The sequence below is a fragment of the Pelagibius sp. 7325 genome (assembly GCF_037652055.1).
Taxonomy (GTDB): domain Bacteria; phylum Pseudomonadota; class Alphaproteobacteria; order Kiloniellales; family Kiloniellaceae; genus Pelagibius.
Genome location: NZ_JBBKAH010000002.1, coordinates 905,783 through 931,662 on the forward strand (window position 1 = coordinate 905,783; position 25,880 = coordinate 931,662).

Here is a 25,880-nt window from a genome sequence, read left to right on the forward strand (position 1 = left end):
CCTTCCTGATAAAAGGGCGCCTTCTTTGAGACCTGTAAGCTGAAGGGCCCGCTTCCAAGGGGCGGGCAGACGATATGCGCCGGGCAACCATTGAGCGAAACACGCAGGAGACCAGGATCGCCGCCACTGTCGATCTGGATGGCGCCGGCAGTTACCAAGTGTCGACCGGGATCGGTTTCCTCGACCATATGCTCGAACAGCTCTCCCGTCACAGCCTGATCGACATCACGCTGAAGGCCGAGGGCGACCTGCATATCGACTACCACCACACCACCGAGGACAGCGGCATCGTGCTGGGCCAGGCGGTTTCCCAGGCGCTGGGCGACCGCAAGGGCATCTGGCGCTACGGCGAGGCCACGATCCCGATGGACGAGACCCTGACCCGGGTGACGCTCGACGCCTCCAACCGGCCATACCTGATCTGGAAGGTGGATTTCGACCGCGACAAGCTCGGCACCATGGATACCGAGCTGTTCAAGGAGTGGTTCCAGGCCTTCGCCCAGCACGCGGGCCTGACGCTGCACGTGGAGAACCTCTACGGCACGAACAACCACCATATCGTCGAGTCCTGCTTCAAGGCTCTGGCCCGCGCCCTGCGCGCGGCCATCCAGATCGACCCCCGCAAGGCCGACGCCGTGCCCTCCACCAAGGGCTCTCTCTGACCCCTCCGGCCCCGGCGCCCCCCTAGAAGGCGCGCCGTCCGGTTCGCAAGAAGGATCGAAAGGGTCTGACATGACCGTTGCGATCATCGACTATGGCTCGGGCAACCTGCGCTCGGCCGCCAAGTCCCTGGAACGCGCCGCCAAGGAGGCGGGTGGCGGCCCGGTGGTGGTGACCGCCGATCCCGAGGCCGTGCGCCGCGCCGACCGCGTGGTGCTGCCCGGCGTGGGTGCCTTTGCCGACTGCCGCCGCGGCGTCCTCGCCATCGACGGCATGATGCAGGCGCTGGAGGAAACGGTGATCGGCGCCGGCCGCCCTTTCCTCGGCATCTGCGTCGGCATGCAGCTGATGGCCGCCCGCGGACTGGAACACGGCACGACCGAGGGTTTCGGATGGATCCCCGGTGACGTTGTGGCGTTGAACCCTGAGCGCCCTGCGACGGGAGAGGCGCTGAAAGTGCCGCATATGGGCTGGAATGCGCTTGCCCTGCGTGACAGCAATCATCCTCTGGTAGCAGGCTTCGGAGAGACCCCCTATGTCTACTTCGTGCACAGCTATCACCTCCGCCCGGCTGACCCGGCGCAGCTACTGGCCACCGTCGACTACGGCGGGCCGGTGACGGCGATGGTCGGCCGCGACAACCTGGCCGGAACCCAGTTCCATCCGGAAAAGAGCCAATCCGTCGGGCTCCGGCTGCTCGCGAACTTCCTGAGGTGGCGTCCATGACCGAGAGCGATACCAGCGCAACCATCTCGATGGACCGACTGACCGGGTTCCGTGGCCCGGACCTGCACGACCTCTGTGACGCGGCGGAGGCGGCGATCCTGCACGGCGGCGGTTTCGGCTGGCTGAACCCGCCGCCGCGCCAGACCATGGAGGCTTATTGGCAGGGCGTGCTGCTGGTGCCGGAGCGCGAACTCTTCGTCGGCCGGCTGGACGGCACCATCGCCGGCTCGGCCCAGCTCGTCCGTCCGCCGCGCAACAATGAGGCGCAGAGCCTGACCGGCACCCTGACGACCTTCTTCGTGGCGCCTTGGGCGCGCGGCCACGGCCTGGCGCCGGCCCTGGTCGCCCGGGTCGAGGAGGCGGCGCGGGACAACGGCCTGCGGGTCCTGAACCTCGACGTCCGCGAGACCCAGGCCCGTGCCATCGAGGTGGTGGAAGAGGCCGGCTTCGTGCGCTGGGGCACCCACCCGCACTATGCCTGGGTCGACGACGCCTGGGTCACCGGCTATTTCTACTACAAGGACCTGCACGGCAACGGCGCCCTGCCGCAGGACACCGGACCTCAGGGGGCGGGCCCGAAATGATCCTGTTTCCCGCCATCGACCTGAAGGACGGCCAGGCCGTTCGCCTGCTGCGTGGCGAGATGGACAGCGCCACGGTGTTCAACGACGACCCGGCGGCCCAGGCTGTGAGCTTTGCCGAGGCCGGCTTCCGCTGGCTGCACCTGGTCGACCTCAATGGTGCCTTCGAGGGGCGCCCGGTGAACGCACCCGCCGTTGAGGCGATCCTGGCGGCCGTCGACATCCCGGCGCAGTTGGGCGGCGGCATCCGCGACATGGAGACCATCGAGCGCTGGCTGGACCTCGGCCTCAGGCGCGTCATCCTCGGCACCGTTGCGGTGAAGAACCCGGCCTTGGTGCGCGAGGCCTGCCGCGCCTTCCCCGGCCGCGTGGTGCTGGGCATCGACGCGCGCGGCGGCAAGGTCGCGACCGAAGGCTGGGCGGAGGTCAGCGAGATCGACGCCCTCGACCTGGCGCGCCGCTTCGAGGACGCCGGCGCCGCCGCCATCGTCTACACCGATATCGACCGCGACGGCGCCCTGCAGGGCGCCAACGTGGCAGCGACCCGCGCGCTGGCCGAGGCGATCGAGACGCCGGTCATCGCCTCGGGCGGCGTCGCCTCATTGGACGATCTCGCGGCCTTCAAGGCCATCGCCGAGGTCGGCATCGAGGGCGTCATCTCCGGCCGCGCGCTCTACGACGGGCGTATAGACCCCACGGCGGCGCTGGCGCTGCTGGCCGGCGAGACGGAAGGGGCCGCCTAGATGCTCACCGTGCGCGTCATCCCCTGCCTGGACGTGAAGGACGGCCGCGTGGTGAAGGGCGTGAACTTCGTCGACCTGGTCGACGCCGGCGACCCGGTGGAGCAGGCCCAGGTCTACGACGCCGCCGGCGCCGACGAGCTCTGCTTCCTCGACATCACCGCCAGCCACGAGAACCGCGGCATCCTGCTGGACGTCGTCACGCGCACGGCCGAGCACTGCTTCATGCCGCTGACCGTCGGCGGCGGCGTGCGGACCATCGACGACATCCGCCAGCTGTTGTTGGCCGGGGCCGACAAGGTCTCCATCAACACCGCCGCCGTCCATAACCCGGACTTCGTGCGCGAGGCGGCGGAGAAGTTCGGCAGCCAGTGCATCGTCGTGGCGGTCGATGCGAAATCGGTGGGCCCCGAGAAGTTCGAGATATTCACCCACGGCGGGCGTAAAGCCACCGGCATCGACGCGGTGGAATGGTCACGGCGCATGTGCGATCTCGGCGCCGGCGAGATCCTGCTGACCTCCATGGACCGCGACGGTACCAAGGAAGGCTACAACCTCCCGCTCACCCGCGCGGTTTCCGACGCGGTGCCGGTGCCGGTCATCGCCTCGGGCGGCGTCGGCACCCTTGAGCACCTGGCCGAGGGCGTCACCGAGGGCCATGCCTCCGCCGTCCTGGCCGCCTCGATCTTTCACTTCGGTACCTATTCCATCGCCGAGGCCAAGGCTTGCCTCGCTGCCCACGGTCTGCCGGTGCGGCCGGTGAACTAGCACGCCTCGCAAGGAAAGCAGAAGACCGCCATGTCCAAGGACACCCTCAACGGTTCGCTTCTCGATACCCTCTACGCAGTGATCGAAAGCCGCCGCGGCGCCGATCCGGAAAGCTCGCACACCGCGCGCCTGTTCAGCCGCGGGATCGACAAGATCTGCCAGAAGGTCGGCGAGGAAGCGGTCGAGACGGTGATCGAGGGCGCACAGGGGCGCAAGGAGGGCGTGGTCGGCGAGTCCGCCGACCTGCTCTACCACCTGCTGGTGCTATGGGCCGCCAGCGGCGTGAAGCCGGCTGAGGTCTGGGCCGCGCTGGAAGGCCGTAAGGGCATTTCCGGCATTGCCGAAAAGGCCTCGCGCAAGCAAGACTAGCGGCCAAACCAGCAAGGGGAGCAACGCCATGGCCTACGACGACAGCAACGTCTTCGCGAAGATCCTGCGCGGCGAGATTCCCTGCAGCAAGGTCTACGAGGACGACCACGTCCTCGCTTTCTACGACATACAGCCGCAGACCAAGGTCCACGTGCTGGTTATCCCGAAGGGCGCCTACGTCTCCTTCGCCGATTTCTCGGAGCAGGCGAGCGAAGCGGAGATCACCGGCTTCTTCCGCGCCGCCGGTAGGATCGCCAAGGACCTGGGCCTCAACGGCGACGGCTACCGCATCCTCGCCAACACCGGCAGCCACGCCCACCAGGAAGTGCCGCACTTCCACCTCCATCTCTTCGGCGGCCAGCCTCTGGGACGCATGATCAAGCCGCAGGGGTAATCTCTGCCGTCGTCCGGCGGCTTGACGCGGGGACCCAATGCCCTCGCCGTATCGTCGGCCTTGGTGTTCTTTCATCAATCGATCATCACGCGGTGACGCCAATGGATGCCGGCAACAAGTGCCGGGATGACAGCGGTGAAGTGGCAGGGTGCGGAACGATAGTTTCGCCAAACTTCGCTCGCCATCGAAATATGTCCGTAGCAACTTGCCGCCGCAGCCACGCTGCGCCTATGATCGAAATATGAACGTAGACCCTTCCTTCGCCCTTGTGGGCTCGTTGATCGGTGTGCCCGCGCGGGCCAACATGATGGCGGCGCTGATGGACGGCCGCGCGCAGACGGCGAGCGAGCTGGCCTTCGTCGCCGGCGTGACGCCGCAGACCGCCAGCAGCCATCTCGCCAAGCTGACCGACGCCGGCCTCATCGCCGTGGAGAAGCAGGGTCGCCACCGCTACTACCGCCTTTCCGGGCCAGCGGTGGCCGAGGCGTTGGAGCCGCTCAGCCACCTGGCACCGAACACGCGGGTGCCGGAGCGTCGCTCGGCGCAGCTGCGCCGCGTCGGTGACCTGCGCAGCGCGCGCTTCTGCTACGACCACCTCGCGGGGCGGCTCGGCGTCGCGCTCACCGACTCCCTGCTGAAGCGGCGCCTTATGCGCCGGTCCGAGGGCGACTTCCTGGTCGGCCCCAAGGGGCGCGCCTTCCTGGAGGGGCTCGGCATCGACGTGACGGCGGCCGAGGGCGAGCGGCGCCACTTCGCGCGCTGCTGTCTCGATTGGAGCGAACGGCGCCCGCATCTGGGTGGCGCCTTGGGGGCTGCGCTCGCTCAGCACCTGCTAAAGGAAAAGTGGCTGCGTCGCGAGCGGGCCTCGCGCAAGGCGGCGCTCACGGCGCTGGGCGAGCGCGCACTGCCGCACCACTTTCCAGGGCTGCTGCAGGCGCTTACAGTCGGGGAGTGATCGCCGACCCCGCCTGAAAGGACCTCCCCCATGCAGCAGGACTTCACCGTGACCAGCGGCCAGGCACGGCTGGCCGGGAGCGAGGCCGGCGCCGACGATCCGCTGCGCCCGCCGGTCATCTTCCTGCACGCCGGCGTCGCCGACCGCCGCATGTGGCAGGCCCAACTCGCCGCTGTGGCACCGCGTCACCGCGCCCTGGCCTACGATCGCCGCGGCTTCGGCGGGACCAACGGGCAGGCCGAGACCTTCTCCCACATCGACGACCTGGCCGCGGTGATGGACCAGCGCGGCATCGACGCCGCCGTGCTGGTCGGCTGCTCTCAGGGCGGGCGCATCGCCATCGACTTCGCGCTCACCTATCCGCAGCGGGTGAAGGCGCTGTTCCTCGCCGCCCCGGCGGTGACCGGCGCACCCTCGCCGGAAGATTTTCCGCCGGCGGTCGAGGCTCTCTTGGAGCTGATGGAGGAGGCCGAGGAGGACGAGGATCTCGAGCGCCTCAATCTCCTGGAAGCCTGGATGTGGCTCGACGGCCCGGCCAGCGAGGAAGGCCGCGTCGGCGGCGCCGTGCGCGAGCTCTTCCTGGCGATGAACGGCACCGCGCTCTATGCCGAAGATCCGGGGCGCGAGACCAACCCCGCCGCCTTCCCGGCCGCCTATGCGCGGCTCGCCGACCTCAAGATGCCGGCCCAGGTGGTCTGGGGCGATGCCGACTTCCCGCACATCCAGCAGCGCTGCGTCCATTTGGTGCAGGCGATGCCCCAGGCCATGGGCAGCGTCATCCCCGGCACCGCCCACCTGCCGAACCTGGAACAGCCGGAAGCCTTCAACCGCCACCTGAAGGCCTTTCTCGACGGGCTTTGAGGGGGCTAAGCCGCGTCGACCCGCCGCCAGAACACGTAGTGCGGCCCGGTGCCCGGCGTCTCGTAGAGATCGCCGATGGGCGTAAAGCCGTGGCGTTCATAGAAACTCTGGGCCACCGTGCGGCCGCTGCACCACAGGGCGGCCGAGGCCTGTCTCTTTGCCGCCAGCCGCCGCGCCAACTCGGCGACGCCGAAGGCCAGTACCTGTCCGCCCAGGCCCTTGCCCTGCAGCGAAGGGTCGCTCGCCATGCCGCGCAGATGCCACTGCACCGACCCGAAGGCGTCGCCGTAGTCCGGGTGCGGCTCGATGACGAAGCCGGCGGTGCTCACAATCTGGCCGCCCTTCAGCGCGCCGACATGGAAATGCTCCTCGAAGCCTTCCCAACTCGCCCGCGCCTCCTCTGGCGTTAGCCACGGCCGCAGCACCGCCTTGCGCAGCGCGAAGGTATCGTCGAGGGGAACCAGCTGGATGGTGATCTCGGCGGGATCGGAGAGCGTGGTCATGTAGCTGGCTTTAGCGCGGAACCTGGGCGGCGGCAACAAGCCTCACCGCGCCGGCAGCGTCCGACGATAAGTGAGCGCCTCGGCGACGTGCTGGCGGCGAACGGCCTCGGCACCGTCCAGGTCGGCCAGGGTGCGGGCGACGCGGAGGACGCGGTGGTAGCCGCGGGCGGAGAGCTTCAGGGCGTCGGTCGCCTGGGTCAGCAGTTGGCGGCCTTGCGCGTCGGGCGCGGCGATCTCCTCCAGCAGCTGGCCGTCGGCCTCGGCGTTGGTGCGCGGGCGCGCGTCTTGCGGCAGCCTGGCAAAGCGCGCGGTCTGGCGGGCGCGCGCCGCGGCGACACGCGCGGCGACCTGGGCGGAATCCTCCGCCGGCGGAGGCAGCGAGAGGTCGGCGGCGCTCACCGCCGGGACGTCCACATGCAGGTCGATGCGGTCGAAGAGCGGGCCGGAGATCTTCGCCTGGTAGTCGGCGGCGCAGCGCGGCGCGCGGTTGCAGGCACGGCCGGGGTCGTCCAGGTAGCCGCAGCGGCAGGGGTTCATGGCGGCGATGAGCTGCACGCGTGCCGGATAGGTGACGTGGGCGTTGGCGCGGGCGACCGAAACGCGCCCGGTTTCCATCGGCTGGCGCAGGGCCTCCAGGGCGCCGCGCTGGAACTCCGGCAGTTCATCGAGGAAGAGGACGCCCAGGTGCGCGAGGGAGATCTCGCCGGGCTTGGCGCGCAGGCCGCCGCCCGCCAGCGCGGGCAGCGAGGCCGAGTGATGCGGATCGCGAAAGGGCCGCCGGCGCAAGAGCCGGCCTCCGGTCAGCGATCCGGCCACGGAATGAATCATCGAGACTTCCAGTGCCTCCGGCATTAGGTAGCAAACGCACCTAGCCGTATCTGCCTCTCGGAGTCCGCTTTCGCTACTCTCCCGGCATGACTGATTATGTGAAGCTTGGCCTGACCAAGCGCCGCGCATGGCTGGCTGGCGAGATAGAGAACACCTACGCCCGCCTGCGCCAACTGGTGGCCGATCTGGAAGCCCTGGACGCCACCCTTCTGCAATTCGATCCCTCGCTAGAGCTTGAGACGATCAAGCCCAAGGCGTTCCGCCCGCCCTCGGATTGGGCGCACAGGGGCGAGATGAGCCGCCTTGTCCTGAGCATCCTGCGGCAGGCAGCGGAGCCCATGACCACGCGGGATATCGCCGTGGAGATGCTGGTAACCCGCGCCCTGGATCGCAACGATCAGAAGCTGCTGCGCCTTATGACCAAGCGGGTAGGCGTCGCCCTTAGGGGTCAGCAGGGCAATGGGTTGGTGGAGGCCGAAAGCGGGCCGGGGCAGTACAAGCTGTGGCGGCTGACGCGGTAGCCCTAAAAACAAAGGGCCACGCCAAAGAATGGCGCAGCCCTTTTTGGTGTTACTCACCGCCACCCGGCTTTCGCCGGGAGAGGGGAAGCCCCTCTATCCTCATGAGGCACGGCGTTAAGGCCGGTAGCATTGCCTCTCCGGACCTCAAAAATATGGCGTATACGCGTTAGGAAATCAATAAGAAGCTGCGGGGCCAAGGTAGCATACCCCGCAGCGGAAACACGTTTGGTGGCGGTGAGTGAGGGATTCGAACCCCCGCGACATGCTACTGTCGTACGGTTTTGGAGACCGCTGCTATCAGCCACTCAGCCAACTCACCGTAGGGCCAAGCTAAGACTCTCCGCCGTTAGAGTCAATAGCCCTCTGCCATGTTATCCCGTGAACGCAGCGGGAATCTCACGCATGGCAGGGGTTGAAATTAATGGCACGGCATGGCATCATCCGGGCATGTCAGAACTGCACCAGATCAAGGTCCGCCGCAACCAGATTGCGCGAGAAATCGCCGACGCCACGGCTCGGATTGAGTCTCTGAAAGAGGAAGATGGCGAACTTGCCATCGCTGAGCGCGTTCTTCTTCGCCTCGCGGATTCTCCTATTTCGATGCCGAAGGCTGAAAAACCACAATCAGTTGGTTCTTCTGCCAAGGGCGCCGCTATCCCGTACAAGTCGAAGCCGCCCGGGACGCCAACTATTCCCGAGATGATTCTACAAGCTATTGATACTGCTGATATGTTGGGGGAAGAGGGCCAAACCCCAAGCGAGATGGTGTCGTTCATCTCTCGAAAGTGGTGGCCAGAAGTCGAGCTTGCCAACGTCGGCCCCATCGCTTGGCGGATGTGGAAGAAGGGGCAGCTTGAGAAGGATGATTCGACCTACAGGCGGCCTAAGCCCAAGAAATCAAATGAAACGCCCGACTCTGAAGAGCCGGGCGAATCTGAACACCAAGGCGGTGAAGGTGGCTCTTCGTCGTCTGTCGAGAGCAAGGGAGAGCGCAATTCTCCCGAGCTGAGTATCCGGTAGCCAGCCGGCGGAGCGGGGCCGTTGTCCCCGCACACCCCCCTTCCACAAGGGGGCAGAGCAACGGCGTGTTCCGGGTCCATTCCGGGACGCGCCGTTGTGCTATCCAGGCTGGAAACTACAGAGATTCATCAAAAGAGTCAAGAGTCATAGGCGGTTAGTTGGCTCGCTGCCAATACCCTTTCCACTGGCGGCTGACCGGATGGGCCAAGGAAGCCGCCACGATCAGCAGGAACTGGCTGCCGTTGCTCTCCCGGCGGCTGTCCTCGCGCCACGCCATTTCGTTGGCGTAGGCGCTGAGGTACTGACCGGAAATGTGGTGGTGGGTGCCGATTTCGGCGCGGCGCAGGCGGGAGAAGAAGCTTTCGGCCTGATTGGTGCAGGCGCCATCGTCCATGAAGGCGACGCTGTGGTTGACGCGGTGGGCCTCGTAACGGGCGTGCAGGCCATCCCAGGCACTCGCCTCGTCAGCATAGATGGTGCTGCCCGGCTCGACCCGCTCACGGATGGTCGGCAGGCTATCTGCCTCGGCCTGGAACACGAAAGGCAGGGTCTTACCGCCGCGCTCGCGCATCACCACGACACAGCGGCGCTTGCCTGACCGGTTGGCCTTCAAGCGCAGGTCCTTGCGATCTTCCTTGCGGTTCTCAGGCTTCACGTAGCCGCCGAAGTAGGCGCCATCAATCTCGACTTCACCGCGGACCGTGCGGGTGCGGTTCTCGGCACCCAGGGCCTCGCGCAGCTTGTGAGCCAGGACGAAAGCCGTCTTGTACTGGCAATCCAGATCGCGGCTCAGCTGCAAGGCGCTGTAGCCCTTGGCGCCGTTCGCGAAGATCGCGATAGCGGCCAGAATGTCGCGGATCGCCATCTTCCGGCTGGCGAAAATGGTGTCGGTCGTAACCGAGAACTGAGCGCCGCAGCCCTGGCACTTGAAGATACGGCGGGCCTTGTAGGTGTAGACGGCAAAGCAGCCACAGCGCGGGCAGACCGGCTCGCCCTCGGTATCGGACCAGCGGATTTCCTTGAAGATCTCGAAAGCCTGGTCGTCGCTGAGGCGGAACACCTTCGCCAGCGAGAGGGTCCGGGCCTTTGCAGAAAGAAGGAAATGCTGGGTCAACGTACTATCTCCGATGCCTATGCATCGTATATGGTACGTTGACGTATCCCGTTCAAGGGCATATGTATCGTCTAAGATACTTTTTTTATCAAAGGCGATACTATGACAGAGCGCACAGACTGGGAGGCCCGCGCGGCTAACCTATTGAAAGCAGAGCTAAAACGGAAAGGGGTTACCTACAGCCAGCTTGTGGACCGGCTGGCGGAAATCGGAGTTTCCGAGAAAGAGGTTAATATCCGAAACAAGCTGTCGCGGGGGAAGTTCTCGGCAGCTTTCATGCTGGCCTGCTTGTCATCCATCGGATGCGACACTTTGCACCTCGATAGACTCTAACAACCGCAGAGCCAGCTTCCTTTCCTCCTTAGTAATTGTAGCCCAGTTCTCCCTGTGTTGCGAAAGTATTCCACGCAACACCTCTAAACGCACAACTATCTGCCTTAGCTTATCGTTATGTTGTTCATTGATACTAAATATAAAGTTGTTAGTTGCCATGTACACTGCGTGTTTGAATACTGTGGCGTCTTGATGGGAGAAGAAGTGAGCTAAAACTCTTACCGTCCGAATTTCCCACATGCGCACATTTTTTTGCCACGCATCGTACTGATCTTCGGTGATCCTTTGAGCCAGATACTCATTGCCGCGCTCCAGCAAGAGGCTGAGCAACAATGCGCTGGTGCGGCGATCCCTCTTAGCCTCCAACTCTCCCTGAACCTTATTGAGTTGATCTACCAAAGCCCCACCCTGGCGCTGCGAAAGATCATCCAGTTCAGCGGGCGCCCTTAGAAACTGCCAGATATAGACAAACGGAAAGGCTAGAAGTGTCAGCGCCCATAATGCGCCCCTTTCAAGGGCGGCATCCCCCGCTGCGTCCTGAGAGCCCCAAAAAAGGAGAACGGCGACAACCGCCAGAAATGTGAGGAAGGCAGTCACCACCCGGCCCTTGGACTCGAATCCAAGGCAAGCGAGCGACTTGGTCCATGCCGTCTTCGCAACTCTTCGCCAGTATTCCCGCTGCATACACCAATCATGGCGCGAACTTCCGCGCCGCGTCTAGCCTTGGTGCGTTTGCTACATAATGCCGAGTGCCTCGGCCGGGCTGAGCGGCGGCAGGATGCCGGGCAGGCGCTGGGCCAGCATCGACTTGCCGGCGCCGGGCGGGCCGGCCATCAGCAGGTTGTGGCCGCCGGCCGCCGCAACTTCCAGGGCGCGCTTGGCGCTCTCCTGTCCCTTGATGTCCTTCAGATCCAGGCCGCCTTCGGCCACATCTTCCAGCGCCGGCTTCGGCGGGGTCAGCACCTGGCTGCCCTTGAAGTGGTTCACCAGCGCCAGCAGGTTGGAGGGCGCCAGCACCTCCAGTCCCTCGGCCCAGGCCGCCTCGCCGCCTTGCGCCGCCGGGCAGATGAGACCGCGCTCGCGGGTCAGCGCATGGATCGCCGCCGGCAGCACCCCGGCCACCGAAGAGATACGCGCATCGAGCGACAGCTCGCCGAGCGCCGTGTAGCCGGCCAGCTCGTCGCCCGGCAGCACGCCCATGGCGATCAAGAGCCCGAGCGCAATGGGCAGGTCGAAGTGGCTGCCTTCCTTCTGCAGGTCGGCGGGGGCGAGGTTCACGGTAATGCGCTTGGGCGGCAGCGCGAGACCCAGGGCGGTCAGCGCCGCACGGACGCGCTCGCGACTCTCGGCCACCGCCTTGTCGGGCAGGCCGACCACGGTGAAGGCGGGCAGGCCGTTGCCCATCTGCACCTGCACGTCGATGTCGAGCACCTCGACCCCGGCAAAGGCGACTGTGGCGATACGGGCGGTCATGGATAGGGCGTGGGCCTCTTGGTTTCGTCGGAGTTTGCGGCTGGCACGATCAATCTTAGTTAGATGGCGGCGGCAGGCCAAAGGGATTCGATCCTGCCGCTTCGCGGCGGCAAGCGGGCCCCAGAAAAAAGCGCCTACCTGTCCGCCAACTGTCATGGATCAATTATGGTTAACAGCCTCTTTGCTATGTTAGCCTCTGCTGGAAACCAGCCGCCGGGGAGCCCGGAAATCCACCCAGCCCCGTAGGGGTTGCAAGGTCGGTCCGGGCGGCGGCAGACGGTTCAGGGATCAGCCTTGAAGATCGTGTATCGGGGGATTTGAGGACCGGCGCCAAGGCGCCGGCCGGTCGGAATCCTTTGCGCCGCAACCCTATGGACGTGGGAGACTCGAAAGTCATGGCAACCGCCCGTACCGAAACCGCATCCGAGAAGAAAGCCACCGCCGCAAAAACGGCCACCAAGACGAAGACAGAGGCCGCCTCTGCGCCCGAAGCGTCTGCGGGCAGCCTCATCGCCGAGCGCTACCGCGACACCGCCTACGAGACGCTGGTCGGCAAGAACGGTGAGAACGTCACCGCGGTCATGAGCGCGGGCGAGGCGATGTTCGCCGGCATGGCCGAGGTGAGCCAGGAGATGATGACCTTCGCCGGTGAACGCCTGCGCCAGGACATCGAAACCGCCGAGGATTTCGCCAAGGCAACCTCGCCGGAGGAGCTGTTCGAAAAGCAGTGCAGCTTCGCCCAGCGCGCCGCCCAGCAGTACGCCGAGGAGACCTCGAAGCTCATCCGCATGATGGCGCGCATCCAGCAGTCCTGCTGGAAGCCGGTGGAGGCCTGCACCAAGGCGGCGCTTCACGGCATGAACGGCGAAGGCAACGACAGCGGCAAGAAGTAGCGCGGCAAGAAGTAGGGCGGCCGGAACAGCCCCACCCGCGACGCCGATTGGGCCCGGCTGTTACACGCTGGGTGCGGTGTGGCGGGCGCCGTAGCGTTCCTCGATGGCGTCCCAGATCTCCGCTTCGAGACAGGTGTCGTCGAAGCGGTTGATCTCCTGCAGGCCGGTCGGCGAGGTGACGTTGATCTCCGTCATGTAGTCGCCGATGACGTCGATGCCGACGAAGATCAGGCCGCGTTCCTTCAGCGCCGGGCCGATGGCCTCGCAGATCTCCTGCTCGCGCGGCGTCAGCTGCGACTTCACTGCCTTGCCGCCGGCGTGCATGTTGGAGCGTGCCTCGCCCTTGGCCGGTACGCGGTTGATGGCGCCGGCGGGCCGCCCGTCGATCAGGATGATGCGTTTGTCGCCCTGGCGCACTTCGGGCAGATAGCGCTGCACGATGATCGGCTCGCGGTAGAGGCCGGTGAAGAGTTCCAGGAGAGCGTTCAGGTTCTCGTCGTCGGGGCCCAGGTGGAACACACCGGCGCCGCCGTTGCCGAACAGCGGCTTCACGATGATGTCGCGGTGTTCGGCCCGGAAGGCCTCGACCTCACGCTTGTCGCTGGTGATGAGGGTCGGCGGCATCAGCTCGGCGAAATGGGTAACGAACAATTTTTCCGGGGCGTTGCGCACGTGCACCGGGTCGTTCACCACTAGGGTTTCCGGATGCACGTGCTCCAGGAGGTGCGTGGCGGTGATATAGGACATGTCGAAGGGCGGGTCCTGGCGCATCAGCACCACGTCTGCGGTGGCGAGGTCGACCGACTGCGGCGTGCCCAGCGTGAAGTGGTTGCCCTTCTCCCTGCGCACTTCCAGCGGGCGCATCTGCGCGTAGACGCGGCCATCCTTCAGGCTTAGATGCTGCGGCAGGTAGTGGAACAGGCCGTGGCCGCGGCGCTGCGCCTCCAGGGCCAGGACGAAGGTGCTGTCCCCTTGGATGTCGATGGCCTCGATCGGGTCCATCTGGATGGCGACGGCCAGGCTCATGGGTGTCTTCCTGCTTTAGTCGTTGGGTGTCTAGTTGAGCTGCGTGCGCAGTTGCTGCAGCAGCGCGGCGATGTCGCGCCGGCCGGGCTCGCCGGCGGGGCTGAGCTCCAGGTAGTGCTCGAAGGCGATGATCGCCGCACGCATGTTGTCGAGGTGTGAATGCAGGATGCCGGCCTCGCGCCAAAGTCCGGCCCGCTCTGGCGCAATCATCAGCATGGACTCCACCACTTCCAGTGCCGCGCCGGAGTGCTCCGCGCGGACGTGGCGCAGCTTGATGTTGTTCTGCAGGCGCAACAGCACGTCGCGGCAGCCGACCGTATCGGTATGTTCGGGCCGCAGCTCCGCCGCGTCCCCTGCCATGGTCTTCAAGAGTCCGCGCAGGGCCGCGGCGTCGCGCAACGCACCACCATTGAAGGGATCGATGATGGCGCGCCGGCTGCCGAGATCGAGGCGCAGCAGGAAGTGTCCCGGGAAGTTAAGGCCGCAGATCTGCCAGCCCTGGGCGCGCGCGCCATGCAGATAGAGGATGCCGAGTGCCACGGGCAGGCCACGGCGGCGGTCGATGACCCGCATCAGGTTGGCGTTGGCCAGGTCGTCATAGCTTTCGCGGTCCCCCTGATAGCCGTAGCGCTCCACCAGGACGGCGTTGAGCACCCTGACGCGCGCTTCCAGCGAGTCAGCGGCTCCGTTCTTTTCCCCCATGTCGGCGATGTCGCGGCTCAACAGCGAGAGATGATGCTGATAGCGCTCCAGGCTCAGCTGCGGGCGGTCCAGCGCGGCCAGCAGCAGCGCCGCCTCGGCGATGTCGATCTCCGCGTCGTCCTGCGCGCCGATACGCCTGAGGCGGCCTTCCACCGCCGGACGGTTGCTGGCGCTCGACCAGCTCATCCGATGCCTCCTGCCTGATTTCCCGCGCTCATGATGCCCGCGTTCACCCCTACGACGTCCGCCGGGGGTCGTCTTTCAACAGCACGTAATTGACCACGCGGCGCACGTAGGAAATGTCCTTGGCGTGACCGATCACCCGGTCCAGTTCCGCCTGCGAGCGCGCCACGCCCATAAGGTAGATCACCTGGTTGACCGTTTCGATGGAGTAGTCGATCGAAGAAACATCCTGGTCGAACAGCAGGTCGGTCTTCAGCTGGGTGCTGATCCAGGTGTCACGCGCCAGGTCGGTCAGGCCCGAGGTATCGTTCACCTCGATCTCGTTGATCACCTCGCGCACGCCGGGGGCCTGCCAAGCCAGTCGGACCGCTTCGACGCGCTGCTCGGGTAGGCGCACGTTGCCGGTCAGCAGCACGCGGCCCTCCTGCACCTGCAGGTTCACCTTGCGGAACATCTCCTCGTCGGCCTTGAACCACAGGTCGTTGATGGCGATGCGGATTTCTGTGTCGGCTACGCTGCGGCGGAAGCCCTTTTCGCTCTGTGCCGCCGTCGCGCCGACGGCGCCCACGCCGGCCGCGGCGCCGATCGGGCTGCAGCCAGCGGCCAGGATGGCAAAGCCGGCAGCGAGGATGAGAGCGGGAACGAACGCGGGAAGTAAGGCAGGTCGGAACGGCATTTAACTCGGGATCCTCAAAGGCATTGGTCCAAAATTCGACGGCTCAAAAGTCGAGAGCAGGGACGCGGCGGTTTCTCGAGTCGGGCATCCTGTTCTCCTATTAAGGCATGACCGTGTCGGCGTTCCAGGCGTCTTTCAGGTGGTGCGGCAGGTGGCGCGGCACCAGCAGCAGGGCGTCGAAGCGCGGCTGCAGGCCAGCCAGCTCCGGATGGCGCTGGATGTAAAGTTCAGCGGCGCGGCGGATGCGGCGCTGCTGGCGCGGGGTCACCGCCTCGCCGGCGCTGTCCAGGCGGCTGCGGTGCTTCACCTCGACAATGGCCAGGATGCCGCCTCGCCGGGCGACCAGGTCGATCTCGCCGACAGGGCTGCGGAAGTCCTGGGCCAGAATGCGGTAGCCGGTGAGGCGCAGCCACCAGGCGGCCAGGCGCTCGGCGCGGCGCCCGCGCGTATAGGCCCGGCGGCGCGTCGCGGTGGTCATTCTTCCGCCCCGCAGTCTTTCGCCGGCTCCCCTTCTTTGGCGAGCTCAAGGGCGCGGGCATAGACCCGGCGGCGCGGCAGGCCGCTGGCCGTCGCGACCGTCGCGGCAGCATCGCGCAGGCTGGCGTGCTGCAGCGCCTGGGTGAGCGCCGCATCGAGGTCGAAACCCTCGCCCGCTTGCTGCACTGCCGGCGGGCCGACAACGATGACAATCTCGCCCCGCGGTGGGCCGGCGGCTTCGTAGTGAGCGGCGAGATCCGCCAGGCTGCCACGGCGCAGCTCCTCGTGCAGCTTGGTCAGCTCGCGCGCCACCGCCGCCTCGCGCGGACCCAGCACCGCGGCCATGTCGGACAGGCTGGCAGCGACCCGCGAGGCGCCCTCGAAGAAGATCAGGCTGGCGTCCAGCCCGGCAAGACCCTGCAAGGCCTGGCGCCGTGCGGCGCTTTTGGGCGGGAGAAAACCGCCGAAAAAGAAGCGGTCGCTGGGTAGGCCGGACAGCAGCAGGGCGACCAGCGGCGCCGAGGGGCCTGGCAAGGCGGTCACCGGCAGATCCGCCTCGATGGCCTCGCGCACCAGCTTGAACCCGGGGTCGGAGACCAGCGGGGTGCCGGCGTCGGAGACCACGGCGATGGCCGCGCCCGCTGCCACCGCGTCGATCAGGCGGCCGCGTTCGCGCGGGCCCGAATGGTCGTGGTAGGCGGTGGTCGGCGTGGCGATGCCTTCGGCGCTCAGCAGCTTGCGGGTGACGCGGGTATCCTCGCAGGCGATGCGGTCGGCCCGGCGCAGCACATCCAGCGCCCGCCGGCTGATGTCGCCCAGGTTGCCGATCGGCGTCGCCACCAGGTAAAAACCGGCGGCAAGCCGAGATTCCGCGCCGCTTTTCCGCCCCGCTTCCGCGGAACCCCGCCCCACCCGGGACAGTTTACTTCGCACCGCTGCCTCGCTAGGCTCAGCGCTCTCCGTGACGGATGGATGATTCTTTGATTTTGCTGACATCAGGGCCGCGCCGAGGCTTCGACTCAATAGCTGTGTTCATGGGGTGGCGGTCTTTGCTTGTGGCAGGGCTGGCCCTCACGCTGGCCGCTTGCGCCGCGCCCAGCGTACCCACGCCGGAGCCGCAGGCGCAACCGCCTGTTGCCGAGCCGGCGCCGGAGGAGACCTACGACATCCTGACCGAGCCGCTGCAGCAGTTCGCGGAACCGCTGTCCGGACCGCCGACGGTGAAGGTCGGCCTGCTGCTGCCTCTGAGCGGTGCGCGCGCCGACGTCGGCCAGGCGCTGCTGCACGCGGCGGAGCTCGCGCTCTTCGATCTCGGGGGCGAGCGCTTCACCCTGCTGGTGCGCGACACCCTTGGCACACCGGAAGGCGCGGCGGCAGCGGCCGAGGCGGTGCTCGCCGAAGACGCCACTCTCATTCTGGGCCCGCTGTTCGCCACCTCAGCCGAAGCGGTGAAGCCCATCGTCGACGCCGCCGAGGTGCCGATGATCACTTTTTCGAACAATAACGCCATGGCGGGGCCGCTCACCTTCGTCATGGGCGTGACGCCGCGCACCCAGGTCGATCGGGTGATCGACTACGCCGTTTCGCAGGGTCACCGGCGCTTTGCCGTGCTGGCCCCGGAGAACGCTTACGGCACCGTGGTCGTCCAGGCCATGCAGGACGCCATTTTGCGCAATGCCGCCGAACTCAGCCGCGTGGTGATGTTCGATCCGCAGGCGACCGACGTCTCCGCCGAGGTTCAGGTGCTGGCCGACTTCAACCGCCGCCGCAGCGAAGCGGAAGCGCAGCGCCGCGACCTCGAGGGCCGTACGGACGAAGCGGCGCAGCGCGCCCTGGCCCGCCTGCAAGGCGTCGAGACCATGGGCGACCTGCCGTTCGATGCCATCCTGCTGCCGTCCAGCGGCCAGCAGCTGCTGTCGGTGGCGCCGCTACTCGCCTACTACGACGTCGATCCGGCGGAGGTTCGCTTTCTCGGCACCGCCCTGTGGGAGGATCCCAACCTCTTGAGCGAACCAACCCTGCAGGGCGGCTGGTTCCCGGCGCCGCCGCCGGCGCTGTGGAAAACCTTCCGCGAGCGCTACGAGCAGAGCTTCGGCGACACGCCGCCGCGGGTCGCCTCGCTGGCCTACGACGCTGTGGCGCTGGCCGCGGTGCTGGAGCGCCGCGTGGAATCCGAAGGCGCCTTCATCCCCTATACGCCGGACGCGATCACCCAGTCCCTGGGCTTCGCCGGCATCGACGGGATCTTCCGTTTCCTGCCGTCGGGCCAAGTGCAGCGCGGCCTCGCGGTCCTGGAATTGCGCCGCAGCGGCTTCGTCGAGCGCGATCCGGCGCCGGCGTCTTTTCCCACCGCAATCAACTAGGCCAGCAGGTAGCCGAGCACGGCGTCGAGGCGCTGGCGCCCTTCGGGCGTCGCGCTGAGGCCGGCTTCGTCCAGCACCAGGTAGCCTTCCGCCGCCAGCCGTTGCAGGCGTTCCGACGGCAGCAGGGCCTCCGGCGCCGCGCCCAGTTCGGCCTCGAAGGCCGCGCGCGAAATGCCGTCGGACAGCCTGAGGCCCATCATCACCATCTCGGCGAGGCGCTGTTCCGGCGCGATCACGTCGTCCTGGCGCCAGCCGTGACCCTGCCGCTCGACGAGATCGAGCCAGGCTTCCGGTGCGCGGTGCTGGCGCGTCGCGTGCTTTTCGCCGCCGAAGGTCAGGCGGCCGTGGGCGCCGGGTCCGATGCCGGCGTAGTCGCCGTAGCGCCAGTAGGTGAGATTGTGGCGGCATTCACCGCCGGGGCGTGCGTGGTTGGAGATCTCGTAAGCCGGCAGTCCGGCGGCTGCCAGCTGTGCCGCGGTCGTCTCGTAGAGCACGGCCGCCGCATCCTCCTCCGGCAGCACCAGTTCGCTGCGCCGCCAGGCGCCGTAGAACACCGTGCCCTCCTCGATGGTGAGCTGGTAGAGCGCAATGTGCTCCGGGCCGAGGGCGAGCGCTTCGGCCAGTTCGGTCCGCCACGCCGTGGCGCTCTGGCCGGGTCGCGCGTAGATGAGGTCGAAGGAGAGCCGCGGGAAAGCCGCGCGGGCGAGATCCAGCGCCCGCAACGCCTCCGCCGCCGAGTGCTGGCGACCGAGGAACTTCAACGCTGCATCGTCGAGGGCCTGTACCCCGATGGAAAGGCGGTTTACCCCGGCGCGGGCGAAACCGCCGAAGCGTTCGGCCTCCGCCGAGGTCGGGTTGGCCTCCAGCGTCACCTCGGTGCCGGGGGCGAGACCCCAGAGGGCGTCGATGGTCTCGATCGCCGCGGCGACTGTTTCGGGCGGCATGAGCGAAGGCGTGCCGCCACCGAAGAAGACCGAGGTGACCGCGCGCGGACCGCTCTTTTCGCGCGCGTGCTCCAGGTCGCTTAGTAGGGCGCGGCGCCAGCGCTCCTGGTCGACGCTCTCGCGCACGTGGCTGTTGAAGTCGCAGTAGGGGCACTTCGACTTGCAGAACGGCCAATGCAGGTAGACGCCGAACCCTGCTTCGGTGCGGGCATTCATGGCGCGGCGTCCATGCTCTCAGGGCTTCCGCAGAAGGGCCCCGGCCAGCTGGGCGAAGGCGACGGCGCGGTGGCTCATGGCCTCCTTCTTCTCCGGCTCCATCTCGCCGAAGGTGACCCCGTAGCCCCTGGGCTGGAACATTGGGTCGAAGCCGAAGCCGCGCTCACCGCGGATCGGCCAGACCAAAGTGCCTTCGACGCGCCCCTCGAAGGAGACGGTGCGGCCGTCCGGCCAGGCGACCGAGAGGTTGCAGCAAAAGAAGCCGCGACGGTCCGGATTGTCGCCCAGTTCGTCGTGGACCCGCTTCATGGCCACGAAGAAGTTGCGGTCGGTACCGGCCCAGCGCGCGGTGTAAATGCCGGGCTGGCCATTCAGCGCCGGCACTGCGAGACCGGAATCGTCGGCGATGGCCGGCAGACCGGTTGCTTCGCACGCAGCACGCGCCTTCAGGACGGCATTCTCCTCGAAGGTCGCGCCGGTCTCTTCCGGCTCCGGCAGGCCGAGATCGCCGGCGGAGAGAACCTCCAGGCTGTAGGGCGCCAAGAGGGCCGCATTTTCGCGGTACTTGCCCTTGTTGTGGGTGGCCAGCACCAGCTTATCGCCGGGCCGGAAACCTTCGATGCGGGTATCGCTCACGGGGAAAACCCTTCTCGATCAGGCCAGGCCCAGGGCTTTTGCCTGGTGCCGGCAGAGTTCCTTCACGCCCTTCTCGGCCAGGTTCAGCAGCTCCTCGAACTGCTGGCGGCTGAACGGCACGTCCTCGGCGGTGCCCTGCACCTCGACGACGCCGCCGCCGGCGGTCAGCACGAAGTTGGCATCCGCCTGGGCCGTGGAATCCTCAGCGTAATCCAGGTCCAGCACCTCCTGGCCGCCGAAGATGCCGCAGGAGACGGCGGCAACCTGGTCGGTGAAGGGCAGCTTTTCAAGCACGCCGATCTGCTTCAGGTGCTGGAAAGCGAGGTGCAGCGCCACGTAGCCGCCGGTGATGGCGGCGGTGCGGGTGCCGCCGTCCGCCTGGATGACGTCGCAGTCGACTCGGATCTGGCGCTCGCCGAAGCCTTTCAGGTCGGTGACCGCGCGCAGCGAGCGGCCGATCAGGCGCTGGATCTCCTGGGTGCGCCCGCTCTGCTTGCCGCGGGCCGCCTCGCGGTCGGTGCGCGTTCCGGTCGAACGCGGCAGCATGCCGTATTCGGCGGTGATCCAGCCGCGGCCGGAATTGCGCAGCCAGCCGGGAATGGATTCCTCTATGGACGCAGTGCACAGCACGTGGGTGTCGCCGAAGCGCGCCAGGCAGGACCCTTCGGCGTACTTGTTCACGTTGGTTTCCAGCACGATATCGCGCAGCTGGTCGATGGCACGGCCGGAAGGACGCATGAAGTTTCCTTTGTTTTGGGCTCTTTACTGGGGCACGGGGAGGGAAATGGCTCGAAAGGATGCTCCCAACAAGCGTCAAGGGGCCCTCCGGCGGCGCGCAAGCTAGACCATGGCGCCGCTTCCGTCCAGTTCGCGCGATTCCGGGCGCGTTTCGCCTCCTTTGACCTTACGTTGACCCTAGGAGGGGGGCTCACTACATTCGCGGAACACAGGAAATATCGCACACGAGATGACCAGACCGCTCGACATAGCTGCCAAAGCCTCCGCGATCCGCGGCCTTAACGACCGCTCGCGGGACGTCCTGAAGCATATCGTGGACGCCTACGTGGAAACCGGCGCCCCGGTCGGCTCGCGCACGCTGTCGCGCTCCCTTGGGCTTGGCCTCTCGCCGGCGACCATCCGCAACGTGATGGCGGATCTGGAGGATCTCGGCCTGCTGTTCGCGCCGCACACCTCGGCCGGGCGCCTGCCGACCGATCTCGGCCTGCGGCTGTTCGTCGACGGCCTGCTGGAGATCGGCAACCTGACCCAGGAGGAGCGCACCCGGATCGAAAGCCAGATGGCCGCCGACGGGCGCTCGCTCTCTGAGGTCCTGGAAGAAGCCTCGGAGACACTCTCCGGGCTCTCGCGCTGCGCCGGCCTGGTGGTTGCGCCGAAGCTGGGCGACCCCTTGAAGCACATCGAGTTCGTCTCGCTCGGCCCGGGCCGCGCGCTGGTGGTGCTGATCACCGTCTCCGGCGTGGTCGAGAATCGCATCATCGACGTGCCGGCGGGCTTGCCCGCCTCCTCCCTGGTGGAGGCCAGCAATTACCTCTCCGCGCGCCTGACCGGGCGCACCCTGGAGGAAGCCCACGCCGACATCCTGACGGAGCTGGACCAGCAGCGCGCCGAGCTCGACGCCCTCACCTCGCGGGTCATCGAGCGTGGCCTCGCCAGCTGGGGCGGCAGCCATGGCGGCAAGGGCGGCGCGCTCATTCTGCGCGGCCAGTCGCAGCTGCTGGAAGACGTGAACGCGCTGGAGGACCTGGAGCGGATCCGCCAGCTGTTCACCTTGCTGGAGACCAAGGACGCGCTCATCCGCCTGCTCGACCTCACCGGCGCGGCGGAGGGCGTGCAGATCTTCATCGGCGCCGAGAACGAGCTCTTCGGGCTCGCCGGCTGTTCGATGATCATTGCGCCCTACAGCAATTCCCAGCAAAAGGTCGTCGGCGCCATCGGCGTCATCGGGCCGACACGCATCGACTACGCGCGCATCATTCCGATGGTGGACTACACCGCGAAGCTGATCGGCCGCCTTGTCGGGTAACTGGGTCGGGTAACTGGGTCGGGCGACGGTTCACGCAGCAAAATGTTTGAAGTTAAGCAAGGTTTGAAAGGAGTAGCCGTTTCGCAATGGCTGAAGAAAAGAAGCAGGACCCGGCGATGAACGAGAACGAGGCCACCGACTCCCCGGTCGACCTCGGCGACGAGCCGCTGGTCGATCTCTCCGACATGAAGCATGCTGGCGCGATCTCGCCGGACGAGGATCCGGTCGCGTTGCTGGAAGGCGAGGTCGCCTCGCTGAAGGACCAGTTGCTGCGCGCCATGGCGGAGACGGAGAACGTGCGCCGCCGCGCCCAGCGTGAGCGCGAGGACAGTGTGAAGTATGCCGCTGCGGCGGTGGTGAAGGACCTCTTGGCCGTCGCCGACAACCTGCAGCGTGCGCTGGAAAGCGTGCCGGCGGATCTGGCGGCGGAGAACGAGCAGTTCGGCAACCTGCGCCTCGGTGTCGAGATGACCCAGAAGGAACTGTTGTCGGTCTTCGAACGCCACAACATCCGCTCGATCAATCCGCTGGGCGAGAAGCTCGATCCGCACCTGCACGAGGCGATGTTCGAGATGGAAGATCCGGAAAAGCCCGTGGGCACCGTGGTCCAGGTGATTCAGCCCGGCTACCGCCTGCACGACCGGCTGCTGCGCCCGGCCCGCGTCGGCATCTCCAAAGGCGGCCCCAAGGCGGGCAGCGAGCCCAAGCCGGGTGGCACGGTAGATACCCAGGCTTAAGAGGTTTCCTCGGGCGGGCGGGTCACCCGCCGCAGGGTGACGTTGATGCGCCCGCCACCGCCCCATTCGTGTGGCGGCAGCAAGCGGCTGGAGCCGCCGAGGATCCGGTCGATGCCGTGGTAGGCGAGGCGCGCCGTGCCGGCTAGCACTACGACATCGCCGGAGTGCAGCTTCAGCGACGTGGTCGGCCCGCGCCTTGTGGGCCCGCCGATGCGGAAGACGGCGGAATCCCCCAGGGACAGCGAGACCACCGGCGCGGCAAAGGTGTCCTCGTCCTCGTCGCGGTGCAGGCCCATGCGGGCCTCCGGCGCGTAGACGTTCACCAGGCAACATTCGGGATCGGCCGGGTAGCCGGAAACCTCCCGCCACAGGGCCAGCAGCGCCGGCGGGATCGCCGGCCAGGGCTGCCCGGTCCCGGGATGCCGCCCGATATAGCCGTAGCCCGTCTCCTTGTCCGAGTACCAGCCGTGGCTGCCGGCATTGGTCATGCGCACCGAGAACGGCCGCCCGCTCTTGGGCATGGCCGGGCGGTAGAGCGGCGCCTCGCCGGCGATGCAGCGCAGCGCGGCGACCAGCGCCGCCTGGGCGTCCGGGCCCAGCAGTCCGGGCAGATAACGAAAACCTTCGGGCGGCGCGGCCACGTGCCTACCGCTCCTCTTCCCGTCTGGCGGCGTGGCGGGCGCGCAGCCGCAGCAGCCAATAGAGCGCGCCGCAGACGACCGCCATGCCGAGGCCGACGGTGGCGAGTGCGCGGCTGCCGAACAGAGCCTCGCCGGTCAGGGTCAGCCCCGCGCCGGCCAGCACGCTGGCCACCAGAACCCAGAGGATGGCACGGTAGAGGGGGTCGTTCCGGGGATCGCGTTCTTGCTGTGGCTCCGGCATCTGTTCCGCTTTCGTTTCGCTTGCCGCTTCCGGCATGGCTCCGGCGCGCCAGGAACGGCATTTTTCGGCCTGTTATCGCCCGCCGGTCGGCCTGCTTTGCGACTTGCAGCGGGCGGGACGCTGCTTATATAAGCCCAGAACCCATGGTCATGAACTCTCATTGGCGGGGATCCGCCGGGTGGCGCCGTCAGACCGGGCCGCCCAAGGGGTCTGCTGATCGAAGTGAGGAGCTAAAATGAGTAAGGTTATTGGTATCGATCTCGGCACGACGAATTCCTGTGTCGCGGTCATGGACGGCAAAGACGCCAAGGTTATCGAGAATGCCGAGGGCGCGCGCACCACGCCTTCGATGGTCGCCTTTACGGATTCCGACGAGCGCCTCGTCGGCCAGCCGGCCAAGCGCCAGGCGGTGACCAATCCGGAAAACACCCTTTTCGCCATCAAGCGCCTGATCGGGCGGCGCTTCGACGATCCCCTGACCAAGAAGGACATGGGGCTGGTTTCCTATAAGATCGTCAACCACGACAGCGACGCTTGGGTCGAGGCCCAGGGCAAGGATTACAGCCCGAGCCAGATTTCCGCTTTCATCCTGCAGAAGATGAAGGAGACGGCCGAGAGTTTCCTGGGCGAGAAGGTGACCGAGGCGGTGATCACCGTCCCGGCCTACTTTAACGATTCCCAGCGTCAGGCAACCAAGGACGCCGGCAAGATCGCCGGCCTCGATGTGCTGCGCATCATCAACGAGCCGACGGCGGCCGCGCTTGCCTACGGTCTCGACAAGAAGCAAACCGGCACCATCGTGGTCTACGACCTGGGCGGCGGCACCTTCGACGTGTCGGTGCTGGAGATCGGCGACGGCGTCTTTGAGGTGAAGGCCACCAACGGCGACACCTTCCTGGGTGGCGAGGACTTCGACGCGCGTATCATCGATTACCTGGCCGACCAGTTCAAAAACGAGCAGGGCATCGACCTGCGCCAGGACAAGCTGGCCCTCCAGCGCCTGAAGGAAGAGGCCGAGAAGGCGAAGATCGCCCTGTCGTCTTCGACCCAGACCGAGATCAACCTGCCGTTCATCACGGCGGACGCCTCGGGTCCGAAGCACCTCAATATCAAGCTGACCCGCGCCAAGCTGGAAGCCCTGGTGGATGACCTCATCCAGCGCACCATGGGCCCGGTCAAGGCAGCGTTGAAGGACGCCGGCGTCTCGCCGGGCGAGATCCACGACATCATCATGGTCGGCGGCATGACCCGCATGCCGAAGGTCTATGAGACCGTGAAGTCCTTCTTCGGCAAGGACCCGCACCGCGGTGTGAACCCGGACGAAGTGGTCGCCATCGGCGCCGCCATCCAGGGCGGCGTGCTGAAAGGCGACGTCAAGGACGTGCTGCTGCTGGACGTGACGCCGCTGTCACTCGGCATTGAGACGCTGGGCGGTGTGATGACCAAGCTGATCGAGCGCAACACCACCATCCCGACCAAGAAGAGCCAGGTGTTCTCCACCGCCGAGGACAATCAGCAGGCGGTGACCATCCGGGTCTTCCAGGGTGAGCGCGAGATGGCGGCCGACAACAAGCTGCTGGGTCAGTTCGACCTGGTCGGTATCCCCTCCGCCCCGCGTGGCGTGCCGCAGATCGAGGTCACCTTCGACATCGACGCCAACGGCATCGTCAACGTTGGCGCCAAGGACAAGGCGACCGGCAAGGAGCAGACGATCCGTATCCAGGCCTCCAGTGGCCTCAGCGATGCCGAGATCGAGCAGATGGTGAAGGACGCCGAGCTCAACGCCGAGAAGGACAAGGCGCGCCGCGCCCTGGTCGAGGCGAAGAACCACGCGGAATCGCTGATCCACACCACGCAGAAGACTCTGGCCGAGGCCGGCGACAAGGTACCTGCCGCCGACAAGTCCGCGGCCGAGGCGGCCATCGCCGATCTGAAGACGGCGGCCGAGGGCGAGGACGTCGAGGCGATCAACGCCAAGATGCAGGCCCTGCAGGAAGTTGCCATGAAGATCGGGCAGGTGCTCTACCAGCAGGACGGCGCCGGTGACGGCGCGGCCGCTGGGGGCGATGGCGGCGGCGAGGCCGGTGCCGGAGGCGCCGCCAAGGGCGGTGACGAGGGCGTGGTCGACGCCGACTTCGAGGAAGTCGACGACGACAAGAAGGGTCACCAGGCCTAAAGAGCGCGGAGCGATGACAGGAAAGGCCGGACGCTGGCAGCCGCTGCGAAGAGCCGCAGACGCCCGCTCCGGCCTTATC

30 protein-coding genes, 1 tRNA gene and 2 pseudogenes are annotated in these 25,880 nt (G+C 66.7%); 17 read left to right on the plus strand and 16 right to left on the minus strand.

Going from position 1 to position 25,880, the window contains the following annotated elements; translation table 11 throughout:
* The first annotated feature begins 74 nt into the window (after positions 1-74).
* The 9 genes from hisB to WDC82_RS06275 all read left to right on the plus strand — a co-directional run bounded on the left by hisB (position 75) and on the right by WDC82_RS06275 (position 6,054).
* Positions 75-662: an imidazoleglycerol-phosphate dehydratase HisB gene (hisB, locus tag WDC82_RS06235; RefSeq protein WP_340116391.1), complete on the plus strand. Its 588-nt coding sequence runs from the start codon at positions 75-77 to the stop codon at positions 660-662.
* A gap of 70 nt (positions 663-732) precedes the next feature.
* Positions 733-1,386, plus strand: a complete 654-nt coding sequence (hisH, locus tag WDC82_RS06240; RefSeq protein WP_340116392.1) for an imidazole glycerol phosphate synthase subunit HisH — start codon at positions 733-735, stop codon at positions 1,384-1,386.
* On the plus strand, positions 1,383-1,970 hold the full coding sequence (locus WDC82_RS06245) for a GNAT family N-acetyltransferase (protein WP_340116393.1): 588 nt from the start codon (positions 1,383-1,385) through the stop codon (positions 1,968-1,970). The genes hisH and WDC82_RS06245 overlap by 4 nt, the downstream gene beginning before the upstream one ends.
* The gene (hisA, locus tag WDC82_RS06250) at positions 1,967-2,710 is read left to right on the plus strand and encodes a 1-(5-phosphoribosyl)-5-[(5-phosphoribosylamino)methylideneamino]imidazole-4-carboxamide isomerase (RefSeq protein WP_340116394.1); all 744 of its coding nucleotides are present in this window, start codon (positions 1,967-1,969) and stop codon (positions 2,708-2,710) included. Before WDC82_RS06245 ends, hisA begins: the two co-directional genes overlap by 4 nt.
* Positions 2,711-3,475, plus strand: a complete 765-nt coding sequence (hisF, locus tag WDC82_RS06255) for an imidazole glycerol phosphate synthase subunit HisF (protein ID WP_340116395.1) — start codon at positions 2,711-2,713, stop codon at positions 3,473-3,475. It begins immediately after the preceding gene.
* A gap of 30 nt (positions 3,476-3,505) precedes the next feature.
* A complete protein-coding gene (locus tag WDC82_RS06260) occupies positions 3,506-3,844 on the plus strand; it encodes a phosphoribosyl-ATP diphosphatase (protein WP_340116396.1) in 339 nt (112 codons plus the stop codon).
* Between the two features lie 28 nt (positions 3,845-3,872).
* Positions 3,873-4,238, plus strand: a complete 366-nt coding sequence (locus WDC82_RS06265; protein WP_340116397.1) for a histidine triad nucleotide-binding protein — start codon at positions 3,873-3,875, stop codon at positions 4,236-4,238.
* Positions 4,239-4,479: 241 nt separating this feature from the next.
* On the plus strand, positions 4,480-5,193 hold the full coding sequence (locus WDC82_RS06270) for a winged helix-turn-helix domain-containing protein (RefSeq protein ID WP_340116398.1): 714 nt from the start codon (positions 4,480-4,482) through the stop codon (positions 5,191-5,193).
* A gap of 30 nt (positions 5,194-5,223) precedes the next feature.
* On the plus strand, positions 5,224-6,054 hold the full coding sequence (locus WDC82_RS06275; protein ID WP_340116399.1) for an alpha/beta hydrolase: 831 nt from the start codon (positions 5,224-5,226) through the stop codon (positions 6,052-6,054).
* A gap of 5 nt (positions 6,055-6,059) precedes the next feature.
* Here the strand turns inward: WDC82_RS06275 and WDC82_RS06280 are convergent, their stop codons facing one another.
* Together WDC82_RS06280 and WDC82_RS06285 are read right to left on the minus strand one after the other, a co-directional pair.
* Positions 6,060-6,557 carry a GNAT family N-acetyltransferase gene (locus WDC82_RS06280; protein WP_340116400.1) on the minus strand — a complete coding sequence of 166 codons (498 nt, stop codon included), beginning with the start codon at positions 6,555-6,557 and terminating at the stop codon, positions 6,060-6,062.
* A gap of 42 nt (positions 6,558-6,599) precedes the next feature.
* Positions 6,600-7,403, minus strand: a pseudogene (locus WDC82_RS06285) (ATP-binding protein); the annotation flags it as partial.
* Positions 7,404-7,471: 68 nt separating this feature from the next.
* Here WDC82_RS06285 and WDC82_RS06290 point away from each other — a divergent pair.
* On the plus strand, positions 7,472-7,906 hold the full coding sequence (locus tag WDC82_RS06290) for a hypothetical protein (RefSeq protein ID WP_340116401.1): 435 nt from the start codon (positions 7,472-7,474) through the stop codon (positions 7,904-7,906).
* A 229-nt stretch (positions 7,907-8,135) separates the two neighbouring features.
* Here the strand turns inward: WDC82_RS06290 and WDC82_RS06295 are convergent.
* Positions 8,136-8,225, minus strand: a tRNA-Trp gene (locus WDC82_RS06295).
* Positions 8,226-8,308: 83 nt separating this feature from the next.
* Between WDC82_RS06295 and WDC82_RS06300 the strand changes: the two genes are divergently transcribed.
* Positions 8,309-8,926 (plus strand): hypothetical protein, encoded by a 618-nt coding sequence (locus WDC82_RS06300; RefSeq protein WP_340116402.1) that lies wholly within the window; start codon positions 8,309-8,311, stop codon positions 8,924-8,926.
* Between the two features lie 154 nt (positions 8,927-9,080).
* On the opposite strand, the gene WDC82_RS06305 is transcribed toward WDC82_RS06300, so the two are convergent.
* Positions 9,081-10,040 carry an IS1595 family transposase gene (locus WDC82_RS06305; protein ID WP_340116403.1) on the minus strand — a complete coding sequence of 320 codons (960 nt, stop codon included), beginning with the start codon at positions 10,038-10,040 and terminating at the stop codon, positions 9,081-9,083.
* A 102-nt stretch (positions 10,041-10,142) separates the two neighbouring features.
* Between WDC82_RS06305 and WDC82_RS25190 the strand changes: the two genes are divergently transcribed.
* A complete protein-coding gene (locus WDC82_RS25190) occupies positions 10,143-10,373 on the plus strand; it encodes a DUF6471 domain-containing protein (RefSeq protein ID WP_367576123.1) in 231 nt (76 codons plus the stop codon).
* Here the strand turns inward: WDC82_RS25190 and WDC82_RS06310 are convergent.
* Together WDC82_RS06310 and WDC82_RS06315 are read right to left on the minus strand one after the other, a co-directional pair.
* A complete protein-coding gene (locus tag WDC82_RS06310) occupies positions 10,332-10,970 on the minus strand; it encodes a hypothetical protein (protein ID WP_340116404.1) in 639 nt (212 codons plus the stop codon). The genes WDC82_RS25190 and WDC82_RS06310 overlap by 42 nt on opposite strands.
* A gap of 144 nt (positions 10,971-11,114) precedes the next feature.
* Positions 11,115-11,846, minus strand: a pseudogene (locus tag WDC82_RS06315) (magnesium chelatase domain-containing protein); the annotation flags it as partial.
* Positions 11,847-12,241: 395 nt separating this feature from the next.
* Between WDC82_RS06315 and WDC82_RS06320 the strand changes: the two are divergent.
* Positions 12,242-12,739 carry a phasin family protein gene (locus WDC82_RS06320; protein WP_340116405.1) on the plus strand — a complete coding sequence of 166 codons (498 nt, stop codon included), beginning with the start codon at positions 12,242-12,244 and terminating at the stop codon, positions 12,737-12,739.
* A 60-nt stretch (positions 12,740-12,799) separates the two neighbouring features.
* Here the strand turns inward: WDC82_RS06320 and gshB are convergent, their stop codons facing one another.
* From gshB to rsmI, 5 genes are all read right to left on the minus strand, one after another.
* Complete coding sequence (gshB, locus tag WDC82_RS06325; RefSeq protein WP_340116406.1) at positions 12,800-13,765, minus strand: glutathione synthase; 966 nt, start codon at positions 13,763-13,765, stop codon at positions 12,800-12,802.
* 30 nt (positions 13,766-13,795) lie between these two features.
* Positions 13,796-14,653: a transglutaminase-like domain-containing protein gene (locus tag WDC82_RS06330; RefSeq protein ID WP_340116407.1), complete on the minus strand. Its 858-nt coding sequence runs from the start codon at positions 14,651-14,653 to the stop codon at positions 13,796-13,798.
* Positions 14,654-14,702: 49 nt separating this feature from the next.
* Entirely contained in the window at positions 14,703-15,326 is a 624-nt protein-coding gene (locus WDC82_RS06335; protein WP_340116408.1) for a BON domain-containing protein, read from the minus strand.
* A gap of 100 nt (positions 15,327-15,426) precedes the next feature.
* Positions 15,427-15,804, minus strand: coding sequence for a YraN family protein (locus WDC82_RS06340; protein WP_340116409.1), 378 nt, complete (start codon positions 15,802-15,804; stop codon positions 15,427-15,429).
* Positions 15,801-16,643: a 16S rRNA (cytidine(1402)-2'-O)-methyltransferase gene (rsmI, locus tag WDC82_RS06345; RefSeq protein WP_340116410.1), complete on the minus strand. Its 843-nt coding sequence runs from the start codon at positions 16,641-16,643 to the stop codon at positions 15,801-15,803. The genes WDC82_RS06340 and rsmI overlap by 4 nt, the downstream gene beginning before the upstream one ends.
* A gap of 215 nt (positions 16,644-16,858) precedes the next feature.
* On the opposite strand from rsmI, the gene WDC82_RS06350 reads away from it, so the two are divergent.
* Positions 16,859-18,166, plus strand: coding sequence for a penicillin-binding protein activator (locus WDC82_RS06350; protein WP_340116411.1), 1,308 nt, complete (start codon positions 16,859-16,861; stop codon positions 18,164-18,166).
* On the opposite strand, the gene hemW is transcribed toward WDC82_RS06350, so the two are convergent.
* The 3 genes from hemW to rph are packed head-to-tail and all read right to left on the minus strand — an operon-like array spanning position 18,163 to position 20,700.
* Entirely contained in the window at positions 18,163-19,326 is a 1,164-nt protein-coding gene (gene hemW, locus WDC82_RS06355) for a radical SAM family heme chaperone HemW (protein ID WP_340116412.1), read from the minus strand. The two genes, WDC82_RS06350 and hemW, sit on opposite strands and share 4 nt — an antisense overlap.
* 18 nt (positions 19,327-19,344) lie before the next feature.
* Positions 19,345-19,947, minus strand: coding sequence for an RdgB/HAM1 family non-canonical purine NTP pyrophosphatase (rdgB, locus tag WDC82_RS06360; protein WP_340116965.1), 603 nt, complete (start codon positions 19,945-19,947; stop codon positions 19,345-19,347).
* A gap of 33 nt (positions 19,948-19,980) precedes the next feature.
* A complete protein-coding gene (rph, locus tag WDC82_RS06365) occupies positions 19,981-20,700 on the minus strand; it encodes a ribonuclease PH (protein WP_340116413.1) in 720 nt (239 codons plus the stop codon).
* A gap of 229 nt (positions 20,701-20,929) precedes the next feature.
* Between rph and hrcA the strand changes: the two genes are divergently transcribed.
* Both hrcA and grpE read left to right on the plus strand, forming a co-directional pair.
* A complete protein-coding gene (gene hrcA, locus WDC82_RS06370; protein WP_340116414.1) occupies positions 20,930-22,006 on the plus strand; it encodes a heat-inducible transcriptional repressor HrcA in 1,077 nt (358 codons plus the stop codon).
* A gap of 86 nt (positions 22,007-22,092) precedes the next feature.
* Positions 22,093-22,743 carry a nucleotide exchange factor GrpE gene (grpE, locus tag WDC82_RS06375; RefSeq protein WP_340116415.1) on the plus strand — a complete coding sequence of 217 codons (651 nt, stop codon included), beginning with the start codon at positions 22,093-22,095 and terminating at the stop codon, positions 22,741-22,743.
* Here grpE and WDC82_RS06380 read toward each other — a convergent pair.
* Both WDC82_RS06380 and WDC82_RS06385 read right to left on the minus strand, forming a co-directional pair.
* Positions 22,740-23,384 (minus strand): alpha-ketoglutarate-dependent dioxygenase AlkB, encoded by a 645-nt coding sequence (locus WDC82_RS06380; RefSeq protein ID WP_340116416.1) that lies wholly within the window; start codon positions 23,382-23,384, stop codon positions 22,740-22,742. The genes grpE and WDC82_RS06380 overlap by 4 nt on opposite strands.
* Positions 23,385-23,388: 4 nt before the next feature.
* On the minus strand, positions 23,389-23,625 hold the full coding sequence (locus WDC82_RS06385; protein ID WP_340116417.1) for a hypothetical protein: 237 nt from the start codon (positions 23,623-23,625) through the stop codon (positions 23,389-23,391).
* A gap of 235 nt (positions 23,626-23,860) precedes the next feature.
* Here WDC82_RS06385 and dnaK point away from each other — a divergent pair, with 235 nt between their 5' ends.
* Positions 23,861-25,801: a molecular chaperone DnaK gene (dnaK, locus tag WDC82_RS06390; RefSeq protein ID WP_340116418.1), complete on the plus strand. Its 1,941-nt coding sequence runs from the start codon at positions 23,861-23,863 to the stop codon at positions 25,799-25,801.
* The last annotated feature ends 79 nt before the right edge of the window (positions 25,802-25,880 follow it).